General features: G+C 69.7%; 20 protein-coding genes. 19 read left to right on the forward strand and 1 reads right to left on the reverse strand.

Going from position 1 to position 21,883, the window contains the following annotated elements:
* Positions 1–97 precede the first annotated feature (97 nt).
* From mraY to C6569_RS21835, 19 genes are all read left to right on the forward strand, one after another.
* Entirely contained in the window at positions 98–1,180 is a 1,083-nt protein-coding gene (gene mraY / locus C6569_RS00525) for a phospho-N-acetylmuramoyl-pentapeptide-transferase (protein WP_106747015.1), read from the forward strand.
* Position 1,181: 1 nt separating this feature from the next.
* Complete coding sequence (murD, locus tag C6569_RS00530; RefSeq protein WP_106747016.1) at positions 1,182–2,576, forward strand: UDP-N-acetylmuramoyl-L-alanine--D-glutamate ligase; 1,395 nt, start codon at positions 1,182–1,184, stop codon at positions 2,574–2,576.
* Between the two features lie 336 nt (positions 2,577–2,912).
* On the forward strand, positions 2,913–4,061 hold the full coding sequence (ftsW, locus tag C6569_RS00535) for a putative lipid II flippase FtsW (protein ID WP_106747017.1): 1,149 nt from the start codon (positions 2,913–2,915) through the stop codon (positions 4,059–4,061).
* Position 4,062: 1 nt separating this feature from the next.
* Positions 4,063–5,163, forward strand: a complete 1,101-nt coding sequence (gene murG, locus C6569_RS00540; RefSeq protein WP_106747018.1) for an undecaprenyldiphospho-muramoylpentapeptide beta-N-acetylglucosaminyltransferase — start codon at positions 4,063–4,065, stop codon at positions 5,161–5,163.
* Between the two features lie 77 nt (positions 5,164–5,240).
* Positions 5,241–6,650, forward strand: coding sequence for a UDP-N-acetylmuramate--L-alanine ligase (gene murC / locus C6569_RS00545; RefSeq protein ID WP_106747019.1), 1,410 nt, complete (start codon positions 5,241–5,243; stop codon positions 6,648–6,650).
* Positions 6,602–7,576: a UDP-N-acetylmuramate dehydrogenase gene (gene murB / locus C6569_RS00550; protein ID WP_106747020.1), complete on the forward strand. Its 975-nt coding sequence runs from the start codon at positions 6,602–6,604 to the stop codon at positions 7,574–7,576. The genes murC and murB overlap by 49 nt, the downstream gene beginning before the upstream one ends.
* Positions 7,577–7,641: 65 nt before the next feature.
* Positions 7,642–7,875, forward strand: coding sequence for an AbrB/MazE/SpoVT family DNA-binding domain-containing protein (locus tag C6569_RS00555; RefSeq protein WP_106747021.1), 234 nt, complete (start codon positions 7,642–7,644; stop codon positions 7,873–7,875).
* On the forward strand, positions 7,862–8,212 hold the full coding sequence (locus C6569_RS00560; RefSeq protein ID WP_106747022.1) for a type II toxin-antitoxin system PemK/MazF family toxin: 351 nt from the start codon (positions 7,862–7,864) through the stop codon (positions 8,210–8,212). The genes C6569_RS00555 and C6569_RS00560 overlap by 14 nt, the downstream gene beginning before the upstream one ends.
* Before the next feature lie 34 nt (positions 8,213–8,246).
* Entirely contained in the window at positions 8,247–9,170 is a 924-nt protein-coding gene (locus C6569_RS00565; RefSeq protein ID WP_106747023.1) for a D-alanine--D-alanine ligase, read from the forward strand.
* The gene (locus C6569_RS00570) at positions 9,167–10,156 is read left to right on the forward strand and encodes a cell division protein FtsQ/DivIB (protein ID WP_181313861.1); all 990 of its coding nucleotides are present in this window, start codon (positions 9,167–9,169) and stop codon (positions 10,154–10,156) included. Before C6569_RS00565 ends, C6569_RS00570 begins: the two co-directional genes overlap by 4 nt.
* Positions 10,153–11,478, forward strand: coding sequence for a cell division protein FtsA (ftsA, locus tag C6569_RS00575; RefSeq protein WP_245898194.1), 1,326 nt, complete (start codon positions 10,153–10,155; stop codon positions 11,476–11,478). Before C6569_RS00570 ends, ftsA begins: the two co-directional genes overlap by 4 nt.
* A gap of 121 nt (positions 11,479–11,599) precedes the next feature.
* Positions 11,600–13,300, forward strand: coding sequence for a cell division protein FtsZ (gene ftsZ / locus C6569_RS00580; RefSeq protein ID WP_106750817.1), 1,701 nt, complete (start codon positions 11,600–11,602; stop codon positions 13,298–13,300).
* A 365-nt stretch (positions 13,301–13,665) separates the two neighbouring features.
* Positions 13,666–14,598, forward strand: coding sequence for a UDP-3-O-acyl-N-acetylglucosamine deacetylase (gene lpxC / locus C6569_RS00585; RefSeq protein WP_106750818.1), 933 nt, complete (start codon positions 13,666–13,668; stop codon positions 14,596–14,598).
* A 135-nt stretch (positions 14,599–14,733) separates the two neighbouring features.
* Positions 14,734–15,648 (forward strand): outer membrane protein assembly factor BamD, encoded by a 915-nt coding sequence (locus tag C6569_RS00590; RefSeq protein WP_245898195.1) that lies wholly within the window; start codon positions 14,734–14,736, stop codon positions 15,646–15,648.
* Between the two features lie 104 nt (positions 15,649–15,752).
* Positions 15,753–17,408, forward strand: coding sequence for a DNA repair protein RecN (gene recN / locus C6569_RS00595; RefSeq protein ID WP_106747025.1), 1,656 nt, complete (start codon positions 15,753–15,755; stop codon positions 17,406–17,408).
* Positions 17,409–17,691: 283 nt separating this feature from the next.
* A complete protein-coding gene (locus C6569_RS00600) occupies positions 17,692–18,384 on the forward strand; it encodes a hypothetical protein (protein ID WP_146144694.1) in 693 nt (230 codons plus the stop codon).
* A 94-nt stretch (positions 18,385–18,478) separates the two neighbouring features.
* Positions 18,479–20,608, forward strand: a complete 2,130-nt coding sequence (gene ligA / locus C6569_RS00605; protein ID WP_106747027.1) for an NAD-dependent DNA ligase LigA — start codon at positions 18,479–18,481, stop codon at positions 20,606–20,608.
* Between the two features lie 166 nt (positions 20,609–20,774).
* A complete protein-coding gene (locus C6569_RS00610; protein ID WP_106747028.1) occupies positions 20,775–21,008 on the forward strand; it encodes a hypothetical protein in 234 nt (77 codons plus the stop codon).
* 90 nt (positions 21,009–21,098) lie between these two features.
* Positions 21,099–21,260, forward strand: a complete 162-nt coding sequence (locus tag C6569_RS21835) for a hypothetical protein (protein WP_181313862.1) — start codon at positions 21,099–21,101, stop codon at positions 21,258–21,260.
* A 16-nt stretch (positions 21,261–21,276) separates the two neighbouring features.
* Here the strand turns inward: C6569_RS21835 and C6569_RS00615 are convergent, their stop codons facing one another.
* Positions 21,277–21,783 carry a thioesterase family protein gene (locus C6569_RS00615; protein ID WP_106747029.1) on the reverse strand — a complete coding sequence of 169 codons (507 nt, stop codon included), beginning with the start codon at positions 21,781–21,783 and terminating at the stop codon, positions 21,277–21,279.
* Between the last annotated feature and the right edge of the window lie 100 nt (positions 21,784–21,883).

Here is a 21,883-nt window from a genome sequence, read left to right on the forward strand (position 1 = left end):
CCCGCGGCAGGGCATATCGACATGAACCACACCGGGGGCGGCGGTGGTGATTCGCTTGCCGGCTTCGCGGCGCGACGGACGAAAGACGACGACAACGATGTTCGCCTTCCTTGCCGAATTCTCCGGCGTCTTCTCGCCGCTCAACATCTTTCGCTACATCACCTTCCGCACCGGCGGCGCCATCTTCACGGCGCTGATCTTCGTCTTCCTGTTCGGTCCGGGGCTGATCCAGCTCCTGCGCCTGAAGCAGGGCAAGGGCCAGCCGATCCGCGCCGACGGCCCGGAGACGCACCTCGCCAAGAAGGGCACGCCCACCATGGGCGGGCTGATGATCCTGTCGGGGCTGCTGGTGGCGACGCTGCTCTGGGCGAACCTGCGCAGCCCCTATGTCTGGATCCTGCTCTTCGTCCTGCTCGGCTTCGGCGCCATCGGCTTCTACGACGACTATCTCAAGGTGACGAAGCAGACCCATGCGGGCTTTTCCAGCAAGGCCCGCCTCGCCCTGGAATTCCTCATCGCCGGCCTCGCCGTCACCGCCGTGATGATGGTCACCCGCGAGCCGCTCAACACCTCGATCTTCTTCCCCTTCATCAAGGACCTGTCGATCAACATCGGCTACCTGATGATCCTGTTCGGGGCCTTCGTCATCGTCGGCTCCGGCAATGCGGTGAACCTCACCGACGGGCTCGACGGCCTCGCCATCGTGCCGGTGATGATCGCTGCCGGCACCTTCGGCGTCATCGCCTATCTCTCCGGCAACGCCTTCTTCGCCAATTACCTGCAGATCACCCACGTGCCCGGCACCGGCGAGATCATCGTCATCATCGGCGCGCTGATCGGCGCCGGCCTCGGCTTCCTCTGGTTCAACGCCCCGCCGGCCCACATCTTCATGGGCGACACCGGATCGCTCGCCCTCGGCGGCCTCATCGGCACCATCGCCGTGGCGGTGAAGCACGAGATCGTGCTGCTGGTGGTGGGCGGCCTCTTCGTGCTCGAGGCCGTGTCGGTCATCGTCCAGGTCGTGTCCTTCAAGCTCACCGGTAAGCGCGTCTTCCGTATGGCGCCGATCCACCACCATTTCGAGAAGAAGGGCTGGTCGGAGCCGCAGGTGGTGGTGCGCTTCTGGATCATCGCCTTCGTCCTGGCGCTCGCCGGTCTGTCCACGCTGAAGCTGCGGTGACATGATCCCCGTCACCACCTACCGCGGCGCCACAGTCGCCGTCTTCGGCCTCGGCGGATCGGGCCTCGCCACCTGCGCCGCGCTGGCGGCCGGCGGCGCCCGTGTCGTCGCCTGGGACGACAGCCCCGCCTCTCTGGCGAAAGCCGAGGCCGCCGGACACGAGACCGCCGACCTCCGCCACATCGACTGGTCCGGCATCGCCGCCCTGGTGCTCGCCCCCGGCGTGCCGCTGACCCACCCTGCGCCGCATTGGAGCGTCGGCCTCGCCCGCGCCAACGGCGTCGAGGTGCTCGGCGACATCGAGCTCTTCTGCCGCGAGCGCCGCGCCACCGCGCCTCGCTCGCCCTTCGTCGCCATCACCGGCACCAACGGCAAGTCGACGACCACCGCCCTCATCACCCACATCCTCGCCGAGACCGGTCGCGACCCGCAGATGGGCGGCAATATCGGCACCGCGGTCCTGTCGCTCGCCCCCCCCGCCGCCGGCCACAGCCATGTCGTCGAGTGCTCCTCCTTCCAGATCGACCTGACGCCCTCCATCGACCCCCTGGTCGGCATCTGCCTCAACGTGACGCCCGACCATCTCGACCGCCACGGCACGCTGGACCTCTATGCCGCCGTCAAGGAACGCCTCGTCGCCGGTGTGCAGCCGGGGGGCACGGCCATCCTCGGCATCGACGACCGCCACTGCCAGGCCATGGCGGACCGCGCCGAGCGGGCCGGGCACCGCACCGTGCGCATCTCGATCCGCAATCCCGTCGCCGACGGGCTCTGTCTCGACGGCGCCGACATCCTGCGCATGGAGGCCGGCGCCGTGGTCCGCCGCTTCTCCATCGCCGCCGCGGGTGCCCTGCGCGGCACCCACAACGCCCAGAACGCCATGGCCGCCTATGCCGCCTGCGAGGCCCTGGGCCTCACGCACGACGCCATCGTTCGGGCCATGCTGACCTTCCCCGGGCTCGCCCACCGCATGGAGCAGGTCGGGCGCATCGGCCGCGTGCTCTTCGTCAACGATTCCAAGGCGACCAACGCCGATTCCGCCGAGAAGGCCCTCGCAGCCTTCTCCGACGTCTACTGGATCGCCGGCGGCACGCCGAAGGAGGGCGGCATCGCCCCGCTCGCCCGCTTCTTCCCGCGCATCCGCAAGACCTATCTGATAGGCAAGTCGGCCGAGGATTTTGCCAAGACCCTCGGCGCCCATCCCCATGTGATCGCCGGAACCCTCGACAAGGCGGTGGCCCTCGCGGCGGCGGACGCCGCGGCGGAGGGTGCCGCCGATCCCGTCGTGCTCCTCTCGCCGGCCTGCGCCAGCTACGACCAGTTCCCGAATTTCGAGGTGCGCGGCACCGCCTTCCGCGACCTCGTGCTCGCCATGCCGGGAGTGGTGAAGGTGTGAGCGCATGACCACGACGTGGCATCAGCGGAGTGCGTCCTTCGAGGCTCGCTTCGCTCGCACCTCAGGATGAGGACGGAATCGAACTGCATCAGGGGCCGCAGGAGCGCGACCGGCACGCCTCCCCTCTGGCTGGCGTCGATGCAACGCTCAGCCGTCCTCATCCTGAGGTGCGAGCGAAGCGAGCCTCGAAGGACTCACTTCCGTCGTGCAGGCCGTCCGGCCGACTGGCAATCGGGCCTCCCGCCCCCCGCGCAGTTAACGAAGCGTTGAGCGGCGGCCTTTAGATTTCCTGAAGGCCCGTTCTGCGGGCGATCTCACTTGGGACGGGGACCGGGCATGATCTCCAGGGCTGAACGCACGGCCTTCGGCGAGTGGTGGTGGACCGTCGACCGCCTCCTGCTCTCGGCCCTGTTCGGGCTGATGCTCGCCGGCATCGTCCTGTCGCTGGCCGCGTCCCCCGCCGTGGCCCACCGCATCGGCCTCGACACGTTCCATTTCGTCAACCGGCAGGTCCTCTTCCTCGTGCCCGCCGCCATCGTCCTGATTGCCACCTCCTTCCTCTCGCCCTACTGGATCCGTCGCCTCGCCTTCGTCGCCTTCCTCGGCGCCCTGGTGCTGGTGGTGGCCACGCTCTTCGTCGGCGCCGAGATCAAGGGCGCACGGCGCTGGCTCAACTTCGCCGGCATCGGCCTGCAGCCCTCCGAGTTCCTCAAGCCCGCCTTCGTGGTGCTCGCCGCCTGGCTCTTCGCCGAGAGCGCCAAGCGCCCGGAAATGCCGGCCAACCTCCTCGCCATGCTGCTGCTCGGCGCCACCGTGACGCCGCTGATCCTGCAGCCCGACGTCGGCCAGACCTCGCTCATCATCGCCGTCTGGGCGGCGCTGTTCTTCATGGCGGGGATGCGCTGGCTCTGGGTTTTCGGGCTCGCCGGTGTCGGCGCCGCGGGCATCGCCGCCGCCTATTTCACCTTCCCGCACGTGCGCCGCCGCATCGACAAGTTCATGGAGCCCGGCACCTCCGACACGTTCCAGGTGGACGTCGCCATCGACGCCTTCCAGCAGGGCGGCTGGTTCGGCAAGGGTCCGGGCGAAGGCACGGTGAAGCGCATCATCCCCGACAGCCATACCGACTTCATCTTTGCCGTGGCGGCGGAGGAGTTCGGCGCCGTGCTCTGCCTCGTCATCATCGCCCTCTTCGCCTTCGTGGTGCTGCGCTCTCTGAACCACGCGCTGAAGGACGAGGACCCGTTCTGCCGCTTCGCCGTCGCCGGTCTCGCCATGCTCTTCGGCCTGCAGAGCTGCATCAACCTGATGGTCAACTTGCATCTCATTCCGCCGAAGGGCATGACCCTGCCCTTCGTCTCCTATGGCGGCTCCTCGCTCATCGCGCTCGCCTTCGGCATGGGCATGCTCATCGCCCTGACGAGGCGGCGCCCTCGCGCGGAAACGCTCGCCGAACTCAGCCACTACCAGGCGAGCCGGGCCTGACATGGCGCAGCCCCTGATCCTCGTCTGCGCCGGCGGCACCGGCGGCCATCTCTTCCCGGCGGAAGCCCTGTCGGTGGCGCTCGCCGCCCGCGGCTGCCTCGTCGATCTCGTCACCGACGAGCGCGCCGAGAAATACGGCCGCGCCTTTCCCGCCCGCGCCACGCACATCGTCTCGTCGGCGACCATCGCATCGAAGAACCCGCTGGCGCTGGCGAAGACGCTCTTCGCCCTCGGCAGCGGCTATCTCCACGCCCGCAAGATCATCCGCGTGCTGAAGCCCGCCGCCGTCATCGGCTTCGGCGGCTATCCCACGCTGCCGCCGATGTTCGCGGCCACCCAGCTCGGCGTGCCGACCCTGATCCACGACCAGAACGCCGTAATGGGGCGCGCCAACCGCCAGCTCGCGCCGCGCGTCACCGCCATCGCCACCTCGTTCCCCGGCGTGCTCGACGGCGACCCGCCGCTCGCCGCCAAGGCGACCTTCACCGGCAACCCCGTCCGCCCGATGGTCATCGCGGCGGCGGGGACGCCCTATGACGCACCGGTGGCCGGCGGGCCGTTCCGGCTCTGCGTCTTCGGTGGCAGCCAGGGCGCCCGCGTCATGAGCGAGATCCTGCCCGCCGCGCTCGAACAGGTGGACGCCGGCCTGCGCGCCCGCCTCCACCTCGTCCAGCAGGCCCGTGCCGAGGACAAGGCGGCGGTCGAGGCAGCCTATGCCCGGCTCGGCGTCGCCGCCGAGGTCGCGCCCTTCTTCGTCGACCTGCCGGAACGCCTGGCAGGAGCCCATCTCGTTGTCGCGCGCTCGGGGGCCTCCACCGTCGCCGAGCTCTCGGTCATCGGCAGGCCGTCGATCCTCGTGCCGCTGCCGCACGCCCTCGACCAGGACCAGCTGATGAACGCCGCGACGCTGGCCGCGGCCGGCGCGGCGACCGTCGTCAAGCAGGCGGACTTCGCCCCCGCCTGGCTCGCCGGCGAGCTTGCCCGGCTCCTCGCCGATCCCGCGCCGCTCGCCGCGGCTGCGGCCTCAGCGCGCGCCCAGGGCCATGCCGACGCCGCCGACCGCCTCGCCGACCTGGTGATGAAGACCGCGGGGATCGGATGATGGCTTCGCACTGACTTGATGCAGCCATCATTCTCCAGCTTCTGACCGCACCCTCCGAATCCGCAAGAAGACGCCCCATGAAACTGCCCCGCGACATCGGACCCATCCATTTCATCGGCATCGGCGGCATCGGCATGTCCGGCATCGCCGAGGTGCTGCTCAACCTCGGCTACAAGGTGCAGGGGTCGGACGCCGCCGAGGGCTATACGATCAAGCGGCTGAAGGATCGGGGCGCCACCGTCACCATCGGCCACGCGGCGGAGAATCTCGGCGGGGCCGAGGTGGTGGTGGTCTCGACCGCCATCAAGAAGGACAATCCCGAACTCGTCGCCGCCCGCGAGAAGCGCATTCCCGTGGTCCGCCGCGCCGAGATGCTCGCCGAGCTGATGCGGCTGAAGTCCTGCGTCGCCATCGCCGGCACCCACGGCAAGACGACGACCACCTCGATGGTCTCCACCCTGCTCGACGCCGGCGGCTTCGATCCCACCATCGTCAATGGCGGCATCATCAACGCGCTCGGCACCAATGCCCGCCTCGGCGCCGGCAACTGGATGGTGGTCGAGGCTGACGAGAGCGACGGCTCATTCCTCAAACTGCCGGCCGATGTCGCCATCGTCACCAACATCGATCCGGAGCACCTCGACCATTACGGCAATTTCGACGCGGTGAAGACGGCCTTCCGCTCCTTCATCGAGAACCTGCCCTTCTACGGTTTCGGCGTCATGTGCATCGACCATCCGGTGGTGCAGGACATGGTCGGCGCCATCGCCGACCGCCGCGTCGTCACCTATGGCGAGAACCCGCAGGCCGACGTTCGCCTCATCGACGTCGACCTCACCGGCGGCCAGTGCCGGTTCAAGGTGCAGTTCCGCGACCGCGCCGGCGCCCTCGTCGAGGAGATCGACGATCTCGTCCTGCCCATGCCCGGCCGCCACAACGCTCTCAACGCCACCGCCGCCATCGCGGTCGCCCGTGAACTCGGCATGGCCGGTCCGCAGATCCGCAAGGCGCTGGCCGGCTTCGGCGGCGTCAAGCGCCGCTTCACCCGCACGGGCGAATGGAACGGGGCCACCATCTTCGACGATTACGGCCACCATCCCGTGGAGATCGCCGCCGTGCTGAAGGCGGCGCGCGCCTCCACCGACAAACAGGTCATCGCCATCGTCCAGCCGCATCGCTACACGCGGCTCGCCTCGCTGTTCAACGAGTTCTGCACCTGCTTCAACGACGCCGACCACGTCATCGTCGCCGACGTCTATGCCGCCGGCGAGCAGCCGATCTCCGGCGCCTCCCGCGACGACCTCGTCTCCGGCCTGAAGACGCGCGGCCACAAGTCGGTGGTGGCGCTGGAGAGCCCGGCGCGGCTTGCGAGCCTCGTCGCCGGGGTGGCGAAGCCCGGCGACTACGTCATCTGCCTCGGCGCCGGCAACATCACGCAATGGGCCTATGCCCTGCCGGGCGAGCTCGAAGCCCTGGCGCGGGAGTGACCGTGTTCGACGACATCACGCCGCTGATCCGCAGCCTCGCGCCGGACCTGCGCGGGCGCCTCGCCGCGAACGAGCCGATGGCCCCGCTCACCTGGTTCCGCGTCGGCGGGCCGGCCCAGGTCCTGTTCACGCCCGAGGACGAGGCCGATCTCGCCTATCTGCTCGCCCGTCTTCCCGCCGACATGCCCGTGATGCCCGTCGGGGTCGGGTCCAACCTCATCGTCCGCGACGGCGGCGTCGAAGGCGTCGTGGTGCGCCTTCGCCCCCGCGGCTTCGGCGAGGTGACGGTGGAGGGGACCCGCATCACCGCCGGTGCCGTCGCCCCCGACAAGCGCGTGGCCGAGGCGGCCGCCGCCGCCGGCCTCGGCGGGCTCGAGTTCTACTACGGCATTCCCGGCACCATCGGCGGGGCGCTGACCATGAATGCCGGCGCCAATGGCGGCGAGACGAAGGACGTGCTGGTGGAGGCCCGCGCCGTCACGCGCGAGGGGGAGACGCTGATCCTCTCCAATGCCGCCATGAACTTCGTCTATCGCAAGTCCGACGTCGGCCGCCCGGTGATCTTCACCTCCGCCATCTTCGAGGGCGTCCCGACCGACCCGGCGATCATCCGCGAGCGGATGGAGGCCGTGCAGCATCACCGCGAGACGGTGCAGCCGATCCGCGAAAAGACCGGCGGCTCCACCTTCAAGAACCCGCCCGGCCATTCCGCCTGGAAGCTCATCGATGCCGCCGGCTGCCGCGGCCTGAGGCTCGGCGGCGCGCAGGTGTCGGAGATGCATTGCAACTTCCTCATCAACACCGGCACCGCCACCGCCGCCGACATCGAGGCGCTCGGCGAGGAGGTGCGTCGGCGGGTGCGGGAGACCAGCGGCGTCGAGCTGCAATGGGAGATCAAGCGCGTGGGGGTAAGCGGTAAGACGTAAGACGCTTTACTGTAGGTCGAGGCGTCCCTATGTCTCACACCAGCGCGTCGCGTCAGGAGGACACCATGTCGAAGGCTGCTCGGAAGGTGCATGTCTCCAAGCTCTCCTCGAAGAGCCAGACCGTGCTGCCGCGCGCGGTCCGCGATCACCTCAAGCTCGGTCCGGGCGACACCGTACGCTACGTGATCACCGACAAGGCGGTCATGATCGAAAAGGACGACGATCTGATCGACGATCCCTTCATCACCTTCACCGAATGGGCGAGCCCCATCGACGAGGCGGGATATGCCGATCTCTGAAGGGCAATACCTCCCGCGCGGTTCGGTCGTGGTGGTGCCCTTTCCCTACACGGATGGCGACGCCCAGCGCCGCCGCCCCGCTCTGGTGTTCTCCAACATGTCGCTGGCCGAGACCGGATATTATTGGCTCGCGATGATAACGGGGGCGGAAAACCCTCCGATGCCCTTCGATGTGACTGTGCCTGACCATGGCGCCATCGGCCTGGCGATTCCGTCCGTCGTCCGCACCATCAAGATCGTCTGCGTCGAGCCCAAGCTCATCGTCAGGCCCATCGGACGCCTCGACGAGCAAACGCTCGATCGCGTGATGACCAACATTCGGGCGCGGGTCGCATGACCGCGCCGGCAGGGCTGCGAGCTCAGGAGTGACCATGACCAAACCCCATGTCGCCGTCCTCTATGGCGGCTGGTCCGCCGAGCGCGAGGTCTCGCTTGCCTCCGGCACCGCCTGCGCCGACGCGCTGGAGAGCCGCGGCTACCGGGTGACCCGCGTCGACGTCGGCCGTGACATCGCGCTCCGCCTGGCCGAGCTGAAGCCGGACGTGGCGCTGAACGTCACCCATGGCCGCCCCGGCGAGGACGGCACGCTCGCCGGCATCCTCGAGGTGATGCAGATCCCCTACAGCCATTCCGGCGTCATGGCCTCGGCGCTATGCATGGACAAGGCGATGGCCAAGAAGGTCATGGCGGCGGCCGGCGTTCCCGTGCCGGGAGGGCTCATCGTGCCGCGCCGCGAGGCCGCCCGCGAGCACCTCCTGCCGCGCCCCTACGTGATCAAGCCCAACACCGACGGCTCATCCCTCGGCGTCTTCATCGTCACCAAGGACCACGAACATCCGCCCCAGGAACTGCACTCCACCGAGTGGACGCTCGGCGACTCGGTGCTGGTCGAACCCTTCATCGCCGGCAAGGAATTGACCTGCGCGGTAATGGGTGACCGCGCCCTCGGCGTCATCGAGATCACCTTCGCCGGAACCTTCTACGACTACGAGGCGAAATATGCCCCGGGGGGGTCCAAGCACCTGATTCCGGCGCCGCTTAAACCAAATATTTACTCTGAGGTTCAAAGACTGTCCCTCGCAGCGCATCAGGCGCTCGGCTGTAAAGGGGTCAGCCGTGCGGACTTCAGATACGACGATACGCCCGGCGGAACCGGGCAGCTCGTCTGCCTCGAAGTCAACACGCAGCCCGGGATGACCGGGACTTCGCTCGTCCCCGACATGGCCGCTCACGAAGGTGTCTCGTTCGCCGAGCTGGTCGAATGGATGGTATTGGACGCGTCTCTCGATCGTTGACCGCCAGGCTCGCCGGAGCCGGGGCGGACGCGCTCGCCCAGGCCAGCGAAAGGCTGCGGTCCTCCGCCGCCCCCTCGCACCGGGAAGCCGCGTTCGACGGCTACGCCCGGCCGAGCGCCGTCGGCCTGCGCCTGCGCCGCCTGTCGAGCCGCATGGCCGGCATCCGCCTGCCGCGCCGCACCGGCCTCGTCGCCACGCTCATCCTCTTCGCCGCCACCGGCCTCTACGGCGTCCAGCGCGGCGGCCACTGGCCCGTCGTCAACGAGGCGCTGCTCTCGGTGGGCGACCGCGCCGCCAATGCCGCCGGCCTCCAGGTGCGCGGCGTCCGCCTCACCGGCAACAGCCAGATGAGCCACGCCCAGGTGCTGGAAGTCGCCGGCGTCCATCCCGAGACCTCCGTGCTCTTCTTCGACGCCGACCAGGCCCGCGAGCGCCTGAAGGCCAATTCCTGGATCGCCGACGCCACCGTGCAGAAGCTCTATCCGGACCAGATCATGATCTCGGTGGTCGAGCGCGAGCCCTTCGCGCTGTGGCAGCTCGACGGCCGCATCCAGGTCATCGCCGCCGACGGCCGCGTCATCGTCGACCATCTCGATGCCCGCTTCCAGCATCTGCCGCTCCTCGTCGGCAAGGGTGCCGGCGAGCGTGCCCGCGAGATCGTCGGCCTGCTCGGCGATCACCCCGACGTGGCCAAGGTCGTGCGCGCCGCCGTGCTCGTCGCCGAGCGCCGCTGGACCCTCGTACTGAAGAACGGAATCGACGTGCGCCTGCCCGACACCGATCTCGACCGTGCCATGGTCGACCTCGCCCGCCTCGACGGCGAGCGCCGGCTGATGACGCGCGACGTCACCATGATCGACATGCGCATTCCCGGCCGGGTCACCGTCCGCCTGTCCGAGGACGCGATGAAGGCCCACGAGGCGGCCCTCAAGGAGCGCGACCGCGAGCGTGCCCGCCGCCGCGCCCAGCAGGGCCTGCGCACATGACCGCGCCCTTCCGCCACGGCCTGACCCCGAAGATGAAGCCCATTTCGCCGAAGCGCTCGGCGATCATGTGCGTTCTCGACATCGGCACCTCGAAGATCGTCTGCATGATCGTGCGGCTGCGTCCGCGCGAGGGCACGGACATCCTGCCGAATCGCACCCACAAGGCCGAAATCCTCGGCATCGGCCACACCCGCGCCCGCGGCATGAAGGCCGGCGCCATCGCCGACATGGCCAAGGCCGAGGCGGCCATCCGCCAGGCGGTGGACGCAGCCGAGCGCATGGCCGAGGTCCAGGTCGACCGCGTCATCGTCACCGTCTCCGCTGGCCGCATCGGTTCGGAGCAGTACGAGGCCCGCGTCACCTGCCCCTCGCCCCGCGTCCAGGAGCAGGACCTTCACCGCGTGCTGCAGGCCGCCTCCGACCACTCGGTGCGGCAGGGCAGGGCGGTCCTCCATTCCATGCCCGTCGGCTTCCGGCTCGACGACACCCGCGGCATCAAGGACCCGCGCGGCATGCTCGGCTCCTCGCTCGGCGTCGACATGCACGTCGTCACCTGCGACGCCGCCACCGCCCGCAACCTCATGCTCTGCATCGAGCGCTGCCACCTCACCGTGGAGGCCCTCGTCGCCGCTCCCTTCGCCGCCGGCCTCGCGGTGCTCACCGACGACGAGGCCGAGCTCGGCACGGTCTGCCTCGACATGGGCGCCGGCACCACGACGCTGTCGGTCTTCGCCGGCGGCCACTTCGTCCATGCAGACGCCGTTGCCGTGGGATCCCATCACGTCACCATGGACCTCGCCCGCGGCCTGTCGACGCGCCTCTCCGACGCGGAGCGCATCAAGGTGCTGAACGGCGCCTGTTTCGCCGCCAAGTCGGACGAGCGCGACATCGTCAACGTCCCCTCCATCTCCGAGGACGAGCGCGACATCCCCAATTCGGTGTCGCGGGCGCAGATCATCCGCATCATCCGCCCGCGTATCGACGAGATCCTCGAAATGGTGCGCGACCGCCTCGTCGCCGCCGGCTCCGCCGCCGAAGTCGGCCGCCGCCTCGTCCTCACCGGCGGCGGCGCCCAGCTTCCCGGCCTCGCCGATCTCGCCGCCCAGGTCTTCGGCCGCCAGGTCCGGGTCGCCCGGCCGGTCGGCATCACCGGATTGCCCGACAGCGCCAAGGGTCCGCCCTTCGCCGCCGCGGTCGGCCTCACCGTCTATCCGCAGATCGCGGGTGCCGAGCATTTCGAACCGCAGCGGCGCTTCCTCGCCGCCACCGGGACGGACGGCTACTTCACCCGGGTGGGCCGTTGGATCAGGGACAGTTTCTAGACCATTCCGGCCGCGTCAATGCGGCCCGGACCCGAGCACGCGATGCCGGTTGCCGCCGGCGAAGCACCGACAGTAGAAAAGCGACGTGGCAGTCGCGTGAGTGATTCGAACGAGGCTCATGATGACCATCAACCTGAAGATGCCCGACATTCGGGAACTGAAGCCCCGGATCACCGTATTCGGCGTCGGCGGCGCGGGCGGCAACGCCGTCAACAACATGATCGAGGGCGGCCTTCAGGGCTGTGACTTCGTCGTCGCCAACACCGACGCCCAGGCGCTGTCCTCGGCCAAGGCCGAGCGCATCATCCAGATGGGCCTCGCGGTCACCTCGGGCCTCGGCGCCGGCTCGCACCCGGAAGTCGGCGCGGCCGCGGCGGAAGAGGTCATCGACGAGATCCGTGACCAGCTCTCCGGCTCGCACATGGCCTTCATCACCGCCGGCATGGGCGGCGGCACCGGCACGGGTGCTGCCCCGGTCATCGCCCGCATTGCCCGCGAGCTCGGCATCCTCACCGTCGGCGTCGTCACCAAGCCCTTCCACTTCGAGGGCGTGCGCCGCATGAAGACGGCCGAGGCCGGCATCGTCGAGCTGCAGAAGTCGGTCGACACCCTCATCGTCATCCCGAACCAGAACCTGTTCCGGGTGGCCAACGAGAGGACCACCTTCACCGACGCCTTCGCCATGGCCGACCAGGTGCTCTACTCGGGCGTCGCCTGCATCACCGACCTGATGGTCAAGGAAGGCCTGATCAACCTCGACTTCGCCGACGTGCGCGCCGTCATGCGCGACATGGGCAAGGCGATGATGGGCACGGGTGAGGCCACCGGCGAGCGCCGCGCCATCACCGCCGCGGAAGCCGCCATCGCCAACCCGCTCCTCGACGAGACCTCGATGAAGGGCGCCCGCGGCCTCCTCATCTCGATCACCGGCGGCAACGACCTCACCCTCTTCGAGGTGGACGAGGCGGCGACCCGCATCCGCGAGGAGGTCGACCCCGAGGCCAACATCATCCTCGGCGCCACCTTCGACAACGCCCTCGACGGCACCATCCGCGTCTCGGTGGTGGCCACCGGCATCGACCTGTCGGCCCAGGGCGCCAACACCCAGACCATCGCCGAGATGACCGCCAAGCTGCGCCAGAGCGCCCAGCGCATGGCCCAGCTCCAGCAGCCCGCCCCGGCTCCCGCTCCGGCCCCCGCGCCGCAGCCGGTCGCCCAGGCTCCCGTCGAGGCCGAGCCGCAGATCTACGACCTTCCCGCTGCCGAGGCGCCGGCGCCTGCCGCCGTCGTCACCGAGAGCGAGGTCGTCCTGCAGCCGGTCGTCGCCAAGCCCGCCCTCTTCCGCGAGGCCCCGGTGGAGCTCGACCAGCCGCTGATGCCGCCGCGCGACGAGCCGATCCCGGCCCGCGACTTCATCCCGCCGGCCGCCGAGAAGCCGATGCGCCCCGTGCGCATGCCGACGACGGACGAACTGCCGCCCATCGTCCGCCAGCAGCTTCGCGCCGAGCCCGCCCCGGCTTCCCGCGCCGAGGACAACCCGGTGGAGCGCAAGCGCACTTCGCTGATGGAGAAGCTCCAGTCGATCGGCTTCACCCGCAAGCCCGAGGCGGCCGAGGCTCCGGCTCCGGCGCCGCGTGCCGCCCCGCCGCTGCAGCCGGCTCGCCCGCTCGCCCAGGCGCCCCGCATGCCGGCAGCGCCCGCTCCGCAGATGCGCCGCGAGCCCTCGGGCCTCGACATCCACGGCCGTCCCGCAGCGCAGCAACAGCGCGCCGACGACGAGCATCTGGACATCCCGGCCTTCCTGCGCCGGCAGGCCAATTGAGGCCTTTTCGGCCGCTCGGCCGAATTGTTACCAAATCTTGCAGCGCTTCAATTTACCCGGGTGTGAACCACCCGGGTAAGTTTTTGTTAACGCCCGCTTTTTAAGGTGTTAACACAGTTTCGAGAATGCGTCGGAATTCTGGTAACAGTCCGACATAAACCGTGACTTGGCCCTCCCGGAGGGGGTGTTTATGGTCCGGCCGCGACGAGGTTGGATGAACCGGTGGGGCGATTCGCTTCACTGCAACAAAATCCCGGATCGGCACCCCCGCAATCTGGACCACCGCGTCAGGTCATGAATGGAGCCATCCCGCTCGGGTGAGGTTCACGAACCTCCTCCTTTTCGGGTGGCAGAGACGGTCGATGATGAAGCCTGCCAGGCAAACGACGCTACACGACGCGGTCCAGCTCGACGGGATCGGCGTCCACTCGGGAGCTGCGGTGTCGGTGACGCTGCACCCCGCCGAGGCCGGTAGCGGCATCGCCTTTCTGCGCTCCGACCAGGACCATGCCGAAATTCCCGCCGTCTTCCGCAACGTCTCCTCGGCCGACCTGTCCACCGTCATCGGCAAGCCTGAACGCGGCGGCGTCGCCACCGTCGAGCACCTGATGGCGGCACTGGCCGGCCTCGGCATCGACAATTGCCTCGTCGAGGTCGACGGGCCGGAAATGCCGATCCTCGACGGTTCCGCCGCTCCCTTCGTCGCCGCCATCGACCAGGCCGGGATCCGCACCCTCGACGCCACCCGCCGCATGGTGAAGGTGCTGAAGTCGGTCGTGCTGGAGACCGAGCGCGGCGTGGTCGAGCTGCATCCCCACGACCGCGGCCTGCGCCTCGAGGTCGAGATCGACTTCGACAACGCCATGATCGGCCGTCAGCTCTTCGGCATGGACCTCGACGCCGGCGCCTTCCGCCGCGAGGTCGCCCGTGCCCGCACCTTCGGCTTCATGCAGGACGTCAGCCGGCTCTGGGCCGTCAACAAGGCCCTCGGCGCCTCGCTGGAGAACACCGTCGTCGTCGGCGACGACCGCATCCTCAATCCCGAGGGCCTGCGCTTCCGCGACGAGTTCGTCCGCCACAAGCTTCTCGACGCGGTCGGCGACCTGTCGCTCGCCGGCGCGCCGCTGATCGGCCGATTCCGCTCCTATCGGGGCGGCCACCGCATGAACGTCAAGCTGCTCGAGGCGCTCTTCGCCGACCCGACGGCCTATGCCATCGTCGAGCAGACCGCCCGCCGCGAGCGCGGCCATGCCGATATCGGCGTGTCGGTCGCCGCCTACGGGCCGGACGCCAACTGAGCGCTTGCCCCAATTGGGCCTCAACTCCGCTTCAGAACGTGGCGCCGGGGCGATAGCCCCACGGTTCAAATTCGGTTATGAGCCGTGCCGGGCCCCGCGGCCCGCGTCATAACGTCGAGTGGGAAGGTCGTGACCGTGCAGAAGCATCCCGTGGATGGGCAGCCCTCGGATCAGGCCCTTTCGGCGCATCCCGCCCGCAGCGCTTCGGCGCGCGCGGTGGTCATGGCCGCGGTTCTGGCGGTCTCGCTCCCGCTCGGCGCCTGCGCCAACGCTCCGTCCTTCGGCAACCTGTTCGGCGGCAATGTCGATTCGGCCAGCCTTCCCGACGAGCCGGCCGAAAAGCTCTACAACGAGGGCATCGCCCTGCAGAACCGCCGCGACTGGCGTCGCGCCGCCCTGAAGTTCATGGAAATCGACCGCACCCATCCCTACACGGAATGGGCCAAGCGGGCCCTCGTCATGGCCGCCTATTCCTACTACGAGGCGCAGGACTACGAGGAGACGATCAACCAGGCCCGCCGCTATCTGCAGCTTCACCCCGGCTCCAACGACGCCGCCTATGCCCAGTACCTGATGGGCGCCGCGCAGTATGACCAGATCCCCGACGTCCAGCGCGACCAGACCCGCACCGAGCGCGCCCTGGTGGTCCTGGAAGAGGTCACCCGCAAGTGGCCGCAGTCGGAATATGCCATCGCCGCCCGCCGCAAGGTCGAGGTCGCCCGCGACCAGCTCGCCGGTCGCGAGATGACGGTCGCCAAATACTATCTCGACCGCCGCCAGTTCGCCGGCGCCATCAACCGCTACCGCACGGTGATCTCCCAGTTCCAGACGACCCGCCACGTCGAGGAGGCGCTCGCCCGCCTCGTCGAGTGCTACATGGCGCTCGGCATCGTCAACGAGGCGCAGACCGCCGCCGCCGTCCTCGGCCACAACTTCCCGGACAGCCAGTGGTACAAGGACAGCTACGCGCTGATCCAGGGCCAGGGCCTCTCGCCCCGCGAGGACACCGGCTCGTGGATCAGCCGCGCCTTCCGCCGCATCACCGGCTGACGCTTCCGTTCCGCCTCCGTTCGCGTTAAGCCCATGAGGGCGCGGAGCGGGCCGAATCTCCCGGCCTCCGCGTCCAGCCGCTGCCGGGAACTCGCGAACCGCCCATGCTCGTCCAGCTTTCGATCCGCGACATCGTCCTGATCGACCGGCTCGATCTGACCTTCGCCGAGGGACTCTCCGTGCTCACCGGCGAGACCGGCGCCGGCAAGTCCATCCTGCTCGACGCCACCTCGCTGGCCCTCGGCGCCCGCGGCGACGCCGCTCTCGTCCGTCACGGGCAGGACCAGGGCCAGGTCACCGCCGTCTTCGACGTGCCGCTCGCCCATCCCGCCCGGCGCATCGCGGCGGAAGCCGACATCGACACCGAGGGCGACATGATCCTGAGGCGGGTGCAACTCGCCGACGGCCGCACCCGCGCCTTCGTCAACGACCAGGCGGTGAGCGTGCAGGTGCTGCGCGCCATCGGCGGCGCCCTGGTCGAGATCCACGGCCAGCACGCCGACCGGGCGCTGATCGAACCGGAGAGCCACCGCGCCGTCGTCGACGCCTTCGGCGGGCTCGCGGCCGAGGTCGAGGCCGTCCGCGCCGCCTGGAAGGGCTGGCGCGAGGCCCGCAGGGCGGTGGAGGAGGCGCAGGCCCGCCTCCTGAAGGCGCGTGCCGACGGCGATTTCCTGCGCCACGCCGTGGAGGAACTCGGCAAGCTGAAGCCGGAGGCGGGGGAGGAGGCCGATCTCGCCGCCCGCCGCCAGGAGATGATGGGCGCGGAGAAGATCGCGAGCGACCTTTCCGAGGCCATGGAGGTGCTGGCCGGCCCCGCCTCCGCCGTACCCTCGCTCGCCGCCGCCTGGCGCCGGCTGGAGCGCCGCGCGGCCCAGGCGCCGGCCCTCGTCGAGCCCATCGTCCGGGCCTTCGGCGAGGCGCTGGACCGCATCGAGGACGCCCGCGCCGCCGTGGAAGCCGCCCAGCGCGCCGCCGAGTTCGACCCGCGCGAGCTGGAGCGGATCGAGGAGCGGCTCTTCGCGCTGCGTGCCGCCTCGCGCAAATATGCCGTGCCGGTGGAGGGCCTCGCCGACCTCGCGTCACGCTACCTCGCCGACGTCGCGGCCCTCGACGCCGGCGAGGACCGGCTGGTGGCGCTGGAAAAGGCCGCCGCCGCCGCCGAGGCCGCCTATGGCAAGGCCGCCGCCGTCCTGTCGGCCAAGCGCAAGGCCGCGGCGACGAAGCTCGACAAGGCGGTGAACGCCGAGCTCGGGCCTTTGAAGCTCGATCGCGCCCGCTTCACGACCGAGTTCTCCGCCGACGGAACCGGGGCCGACGGCGTCGACCGCCTGGAGTTCTGGGTGCAGACCAATCCGGGCACCCGCCCCGGCCCGATGATGAAGGTCGCCTCCGGCGGCGAGCTCTCGCGCTTCATGCTGGCGCTCAAGGTGGTGCTGGCCGACCAGGGCTCGGCGCCGACCCTCGTCTTCGACGAGATCGACACCGGCGTCGGCGGCGCGGTGGCGGACGCCATCGGCCAGCGCCTCGCCCGTCTCGGCGGCAAGGTGCAGGTGCTCTCCGTCACCCATGCGCCGCAGGTCGCCGCCAAGGCGACGCGCCACTATCTCATCGCCAAGGAGACGACCGGCCAGCGCGTCGCCACCCGCGTCAGGCCGCTCGGCTTCGAGCTTCGGCGCGAGGAGCTCGCCCGCATGCTGGCCGGCGAGACCATCACCGACGAGGCCCGCGCCGCCGCCGAGAAGCTGCTCACCGTCGGGTGAGCCGCGCCATCGGATCGCCGGGTTTCGGGGGGATCACGGCGGCATGATCCATGTTCCGTTTCTCCTCGCACCGTCGCGCATCCCCCGGCCTGCTGCCGCCATGGCCCCTCACCCTTCCCTCTCCCCGCAGGCGGGGAGAGGGGGCCCCGGCGTCGCGCCGTCTGCATCACGCGGTCGTGCCTGGCACCAGCGATGGGCTACTCCCGCGACGTCGACGTCCCCCTCTCCCCGCCTGCGGGGAGAGGGAAGGGTGAGGGGCCGGCTCTCAACGGGCGAGAGAAGGATGACGCCGGCATTGGCATGCCTCGCCGCCCTCCTGCTCTTCCTCAGCCCCGTCCCCGCCCGGGCCCAGCCCGCCGCCGTGACCGCGGCGCTCGCCGCGTGCGTCTCCGTCACCGACATCCGCGTCGCCGGCTCCGCCCTCTGCTTCACCGGCGACATCGACGCCGCCACCGCGGCCCGCGCCGAATCCCTCCTCGCCGACCGCAGCCTCACCGCCATGGTCGTCACGTCGGACGGCGGCGAGGTGACGGCCTCGCTGCGTCTCGCCCGTGCCCTGCGCCTGCGCAGCCTGCTTCTCGTGGTGAAGAGCCACTGCATCTCCTCCTGCGCCAACTTCCTCTTCCCCGCTGCCCGCACCAAGGCGGTGGCGCCCGAGAGCCTCCTCATCTTCCACGGCGGCATCGCGCCCGGCGCCTTCGGCGGCCTGTTCGGCGACGGCGAGGAGCGCGAGCTGCTGTCGCAGACCCGCGCCTTCTTCCGCGAGATCGGCGTCGACGGCTCCATCACCTATCAGCCGCCCTGGCGGCGCGATCCTCGCTCCGGCGTACGGTCGCTGGCGCAGGAATGGACGGCGACGCCCGCGGCGCTGCGCCGCCACGGCATGACCGGCATCCTCGCCATGTGGTTTCCCTCGCCGGAACAGGTGATCCGCCAGGCGGCGACCCACGGCATGAGCATCGGCATCGTCGATTGACTGCTGCCGTGTCGCGGCGCCGACGGGCTTGTCCGCCGGCGCTCCGCCGGGCATGACGGGAGCCTGCCTGGTCCCGAACCGGTCGAGCCCGCCGATGTCGAAACGTCCCGCCCCCAACGCCCCCCTCGACAGTCTGACCGCCGACGAGGCCCGCCTCGAGCATGAGCGCCTCGCCGAGGCCATCGCCGAGGCCGACCGGCAATATTACCAGGACGACGCCCCCACCCTCACCGACGCCGATTACGACGCGCTGCGCCGCCGCTACGAGGAGCTGGAGGTCGCCTTTCCCGCCCTGAAGACCGCCGACAGCCTGAGCCGGAAGGTCGGCGCGGCGCCGGCCGGCAAATTCGGCAAGGTCACCCACGCCGTTCCCATGCTCTCCCTCTCCAACGCCTTCGCCGACGAGGAGGTGGTGGACTTCGTCGGCCGCGTGCGCCGCTTCCTCGGCCTCGGCGCCGACGAGCCCGTGGCCATGACCGCCGAGCCGAAGATCGACGGCCTGTCCTGCTCGCTGCGCTACGAGCGCGGCGAACTCACCGTGGCCGCCACCCGCGGCGACGGCGCCGTCGGCGAGGACGTCACCGCAAACATCCGCACCATCGACGAGATCCCGAAGACGCTGAAGGGCGCCCCGGACGTGCTGGAGGTGCGCGGCGAGGTCTATCTCTCCCACGCGGATTTCCGCCGCATCAACGCCCGGCAGGAGGAGAGGGGCCTGCCGCCCTTCGCCAATCCGCGCAATGCCGCCGCCGGCTCGCTGCGCCAGCTCGACCCGCGCATCACCGCCGAGCGGCCGCTGCACTTCTTCGCCTATGCGTGGGGCGAGATCAGCCCGGAACGGCCGCGCGACACCCAGTCCGGCATGGTCGGCTGGTTCCGCGAACTCGGCTTCCCCACCAATCCGCTGACCGTCGTGCGCGACAGCGCCGAGGGCCTCCTCGGCCATTACCGCGAGATCGAGGCGAAGCGCGCCACCCTCGGCTACGACATCGACGGCGTCGTCTACAAGGTGGACAGCCTCGCCTTGCAGGCCCGCCTCGGCTTCGTCTCGCGCTCGCCGCGCTGGGCCATCGCCCACAAGTTCGCCGCCGAGAAGGCGACGACCATCCTCGATGCCATCGACATCCAGGTCGGCCGCACCGGCGCGCTCACCCCCGTCGCCAAGCTGCGCCCGGTCACCGTGGGCGGCGTCGTCGTCTCCAACGCCACGCTGCACAACGAGGACTACATCAGGGGCGTCGGCACCGACGGCGAGCGCTTCCGCGAGCACGATATCCGCGTCGGCGACACCGTGATCGTCCAGCGCGCCGGCGACGTCATCCCGCAGGTGCTCGACATCGTGGCCGAGAAGCGCCCGGCCGATGCAAAGCCCTACGCCTTCCCAACCACCTGCCCGGCCTGCGGCAGCCCCGCCATCCGCGAGGAGGGCGAGGCGGTGAGGCGCTGCACCGGCGGCTTCGCCTGTCCGGCCCAGGCCGTGGAGCGGCTGCGCCACGTCGTCTCGCGCCGCGTGCTCGACATCGAGGGCCTGGGGGCCGAACGCCTGCCCTTCTTCTTCTCAGATCCCGACCTGCCGATCCGCGAGCCGGCCGACATCTTCACCCTCGCCCGCCGCGACGCGCAGAACCTGAAGAAGCTGCGCGACAAGGAGGGCTTCGGCGCGCTCTCGGTGAAGAACCTCTTCGAAGCCATCGAGCAGAGCCGCACCGTGCCGCTCGACCGGCTGATCGCCGCGCTCGGCATCCGCCACATCGGCGAGACGACGGCGCGCGTCCTCGCCCGCGCCTACGGCACCTGGCAGGCCTTCCACGACGCGGCGGTGCGCCTTGCCGAGGGCGATGCCGAAACCCGCCATGAACTCGATTCGCTCGACCAGATCGGCGATGCCGTCATCGACGCCGTCGCCGCCTATTTCGCCGAGCCGCGCAACCGCGCCATGGTCGAGCGCCTCGTCGCCGAACTCGTGGTGCAGGAGGCCGAAAAGCCGAAATCCGACACCCCCGTCGCCGGCAAGACCGTGGTCTTCACTGGCTCACTCGAGAAGATGACGCGTGACGAGGCCAAGGCCATGGCCGAGCGGCTCGGCGCCAAGGTCGCGGGATCGGTGTCGAAGAAGACGGATTACGTGGTCGCCGGCCCCGGTGCGGGGTCGAAGCTCGACAAGGCGCGCGACCTCGGGGTCGCCGTCATGACCGAGGACGAATGGTTCGAGTTCGTGAAATAAACTTGCGAATCCAGATCGTTAACAGTTCGTTTTCACAAGCCATGCGCGGAATGCAAGGCTGGTTGTGCACTGCACAATCTTGTAAAATCGCTGCACTGCAACAAAATGGTCTTGTCGAAAGGGAGGAAGCCTCGAGGTCGTCCACTCTTTCAGAGGAGAGACCACCATGGCTACCATTGCGCTCGACAAGATCGCTTCCGCCGCCCCCGCCGAGAAGGCGACGGGCAAGCGCGGCTTCTGGGGTTCCATCTACGACGCCATCGTCGAGGCCCAGGAACTGCGCGCTTCCACCTACGTCAACGGCTACCTGGCCCATCTGTCGGACGACGAGCTCGCCCGCCACGGCCTGACCCGCGACCAGATGGTCCGCCGCACCCGCAGCATGATGTCGGGCCTCTGAAGGCCCCCATCCTGCGCCGCACGACTGGGCCGGTCCTGCACCCGCGGGACCGGCCGTCGGCGTCACCCCGTACGCCCCCTGGAGGGCATCATGTTTTTCGCCACCCTCGCCCGCTTCCTGAACGATGTCCGCCGCCGCCGCGCCGAGCGCCTGGCGCGCGAGGCCGAGACCCTCGTCTCCGCCGACGAGCTGCGCCGCGCCGGCGTCCTGACGACGCTTGGCGGCTCCTACACGCTGCCTTTCGCGCGCTGAACCCCGCGGGCCGTCCTCAGGACGGCTTGCGCCGGATGCCGATCACCTGACCCACGCCTTCCGGCCGCTCGCGGCCCTGGCTGGCGCGATGCCAGTCCTCCAGCCGCGCCATGATGTCGTCGGGGAAGGGCGCCGGCTTGCGCGTCGCCATGTCGATGTGGATCGAGATCGATTCCATCGTCGCCGACAGCCAGCGCTCCTCGGCGTGGATGAGCTCCATCCAGTAGTGGATGCGCTTGGCGTCGAGGTCGAGGATGCGGATGCGCGCCTGCACCGGATCGGTCAGGTGCACCTCGCGCAGGTAGCGCACGTGCATCTCCATGGCGAAGAAGCTCATGTTGCGCGTGCGCACATAGGATTCCGACAGGCCGATGCGCTCGAACAGCACGTCCAGCCCCTCGTCGAACAGCTTGACGTAGAAGGCGACGTTCACGTGGCCGTTGTAGTCGATCATCTCCGGCCGGATCGCCATCCGCGGGGTAATCGCAAGGCCGGTGTCGGGGCAGAGGTCGAACTGGGTCATGCCTCCGGCTTAGCCGATGGCGGCTGGCTCCGGCAATCGCCCGGGCGGGGGAGGGGCATGTACTCCAGCTGGCGATGACACGGACCGCCCGCGCGATCCT

Source organism: Phreatobacter cathodiphilus (assembly GCF_003008515.1).
Lineage (GTDB): Bacteria > Pseudomonadota > Alphaproteobacteria > Rhizobiales > Phreatobacteraceae > Phreatobacter > Phreatobacter cathodiphilus.

What these genes read in the sequence shown, in the direction of transcription:
- mraY (WP_106747015.1), top strand. Translation starts at nt 98, where the DNA reads ATGTTCGCCTTCCTTGCCGAATTCTCCGGCGTCTTCTCGCCGCTCAAC.
- murD (WP_106747016.1), top strand. Translation starts at nt 1,182, where the DNA reads ATGATCCCCGTCACCACCTACCGCGGCGCCACAGTCGCCGTCTTCGGC.
- ftsW (WP_106747017.1), top strand. Translation starts at nt 2,913, where the DNA reads ATGATCTCCAGGGCTGAACGCACGGCCTTCGGCGAGTGGTGGTGGACC.
- murG (WP_106747018.1), top strand. Translation starts at nt 4,063, where the DNA reads ATGGCGCAGCCCCTGATCCTCGTCTGCGCCGGCGGCACCGGCGGCCAT.
- murC (WP_106747019.1), top strand. Translation starts at nt 5,241, where the DNA reads ATGAAACTGCCCCGCGACATCGGACCCATCCATTTCATCGGCATCGGC.
- murB (WP_106747020.1), top strand. Translation starts at nt 6,602, where the DNA reads ATGGGCCTATGCCCTGCCGGGCGAGCTCGAAGCCCTGGCGCGGGAGTG.
- C6569_RS00555 (WP_106747021.1), top strand. Translation starts at nt 7,642, where the DNA reads ATGTCGAAGGCTGCTCGGAAGGTGCATGTCTCCAAGCTCTCCTCGAAG.
- C6569_RS00560 (WP_106747022.1), top strand. Translation starts at nt 7,862, where the DNA reads ATGCCGATCTCTGAAGGGCAATACCTCCCGCGCGGTTCGGTCGTGGTG.
- C6569_RS00565 (WP_106747023.1), top strand. Translation starts at nt 8,247, where the DNA reads ATGACCAAACCCCATGTCGCCGTCCTCTATGGCGGCTGGTCCGCCGAG.
- ftsA (WP_245898194.1), top strand. Translation starts at nt 10,153, where the DNA reads ATGACCGCGCCCTTCCGCCACGGCCTGACCCCGAAGATGAAGCCCATT.
- ftsZ (WP_106750817.1), top strand. Translation starts at nt 11,600, where the DNA reads ATGACCATCAACCTGAAGATGCCCGACATTCGGGAACTGAAGCCCCGG.
- lpxC (WP_106750818.1), top strand. Translation starts at nt 13,666, where the DNA reads ATGAAGCCTGCCAGGCAAACGACGCTACACGACGCGGTCCAGCTCGAC.
- recN (WP_106747025.1), top strand. Translation starts at nt 15,753, where the DNA reads ATGCTCGTCCAGCTTTCGATCCGCGACATCGTCCTGATCGACCGGCTC.
- C6569_RS00600 (WP_146144694.1), top strand. Translation starts at nt 17,692, where the DNA reads ATGACGCCGGCATTGGCATGCCTCGCCGCCCTCCTGCTCTTCCTCAGC.
- ligA (WP_106747027.1), top strand. Translation starts at nt 18,479, where the DNA reads ATGTCGAAACGTCCCGCCCCCAACGCCCCCCTCGACAGTCTGACCGCC.
- C6569_RS00610 (WP_106747028.1), top strand. Translation starts at nt 20,775, where the DNA reads ATGGCTACCATTGCGCTCGACAAGATCGCTTCCGCCGCCCCCGCCGAG.
- C6569_RS21835 (WP_181313862.1), top strand. Translation starts at nt 21,099, where the DNA reads ATGTTTTTCGCCACCCTCGCCCGCTTCCTGAACGATGTCCGCCGCCGC.
- C6569_RS00615 (WP_106747029.1), bottom strand. Translation starts at nt 21,783, where the DNA reads ATGACCCAGTTCGACCTCTGCCCCGACACCGGCCTTGCGATTACCCCG.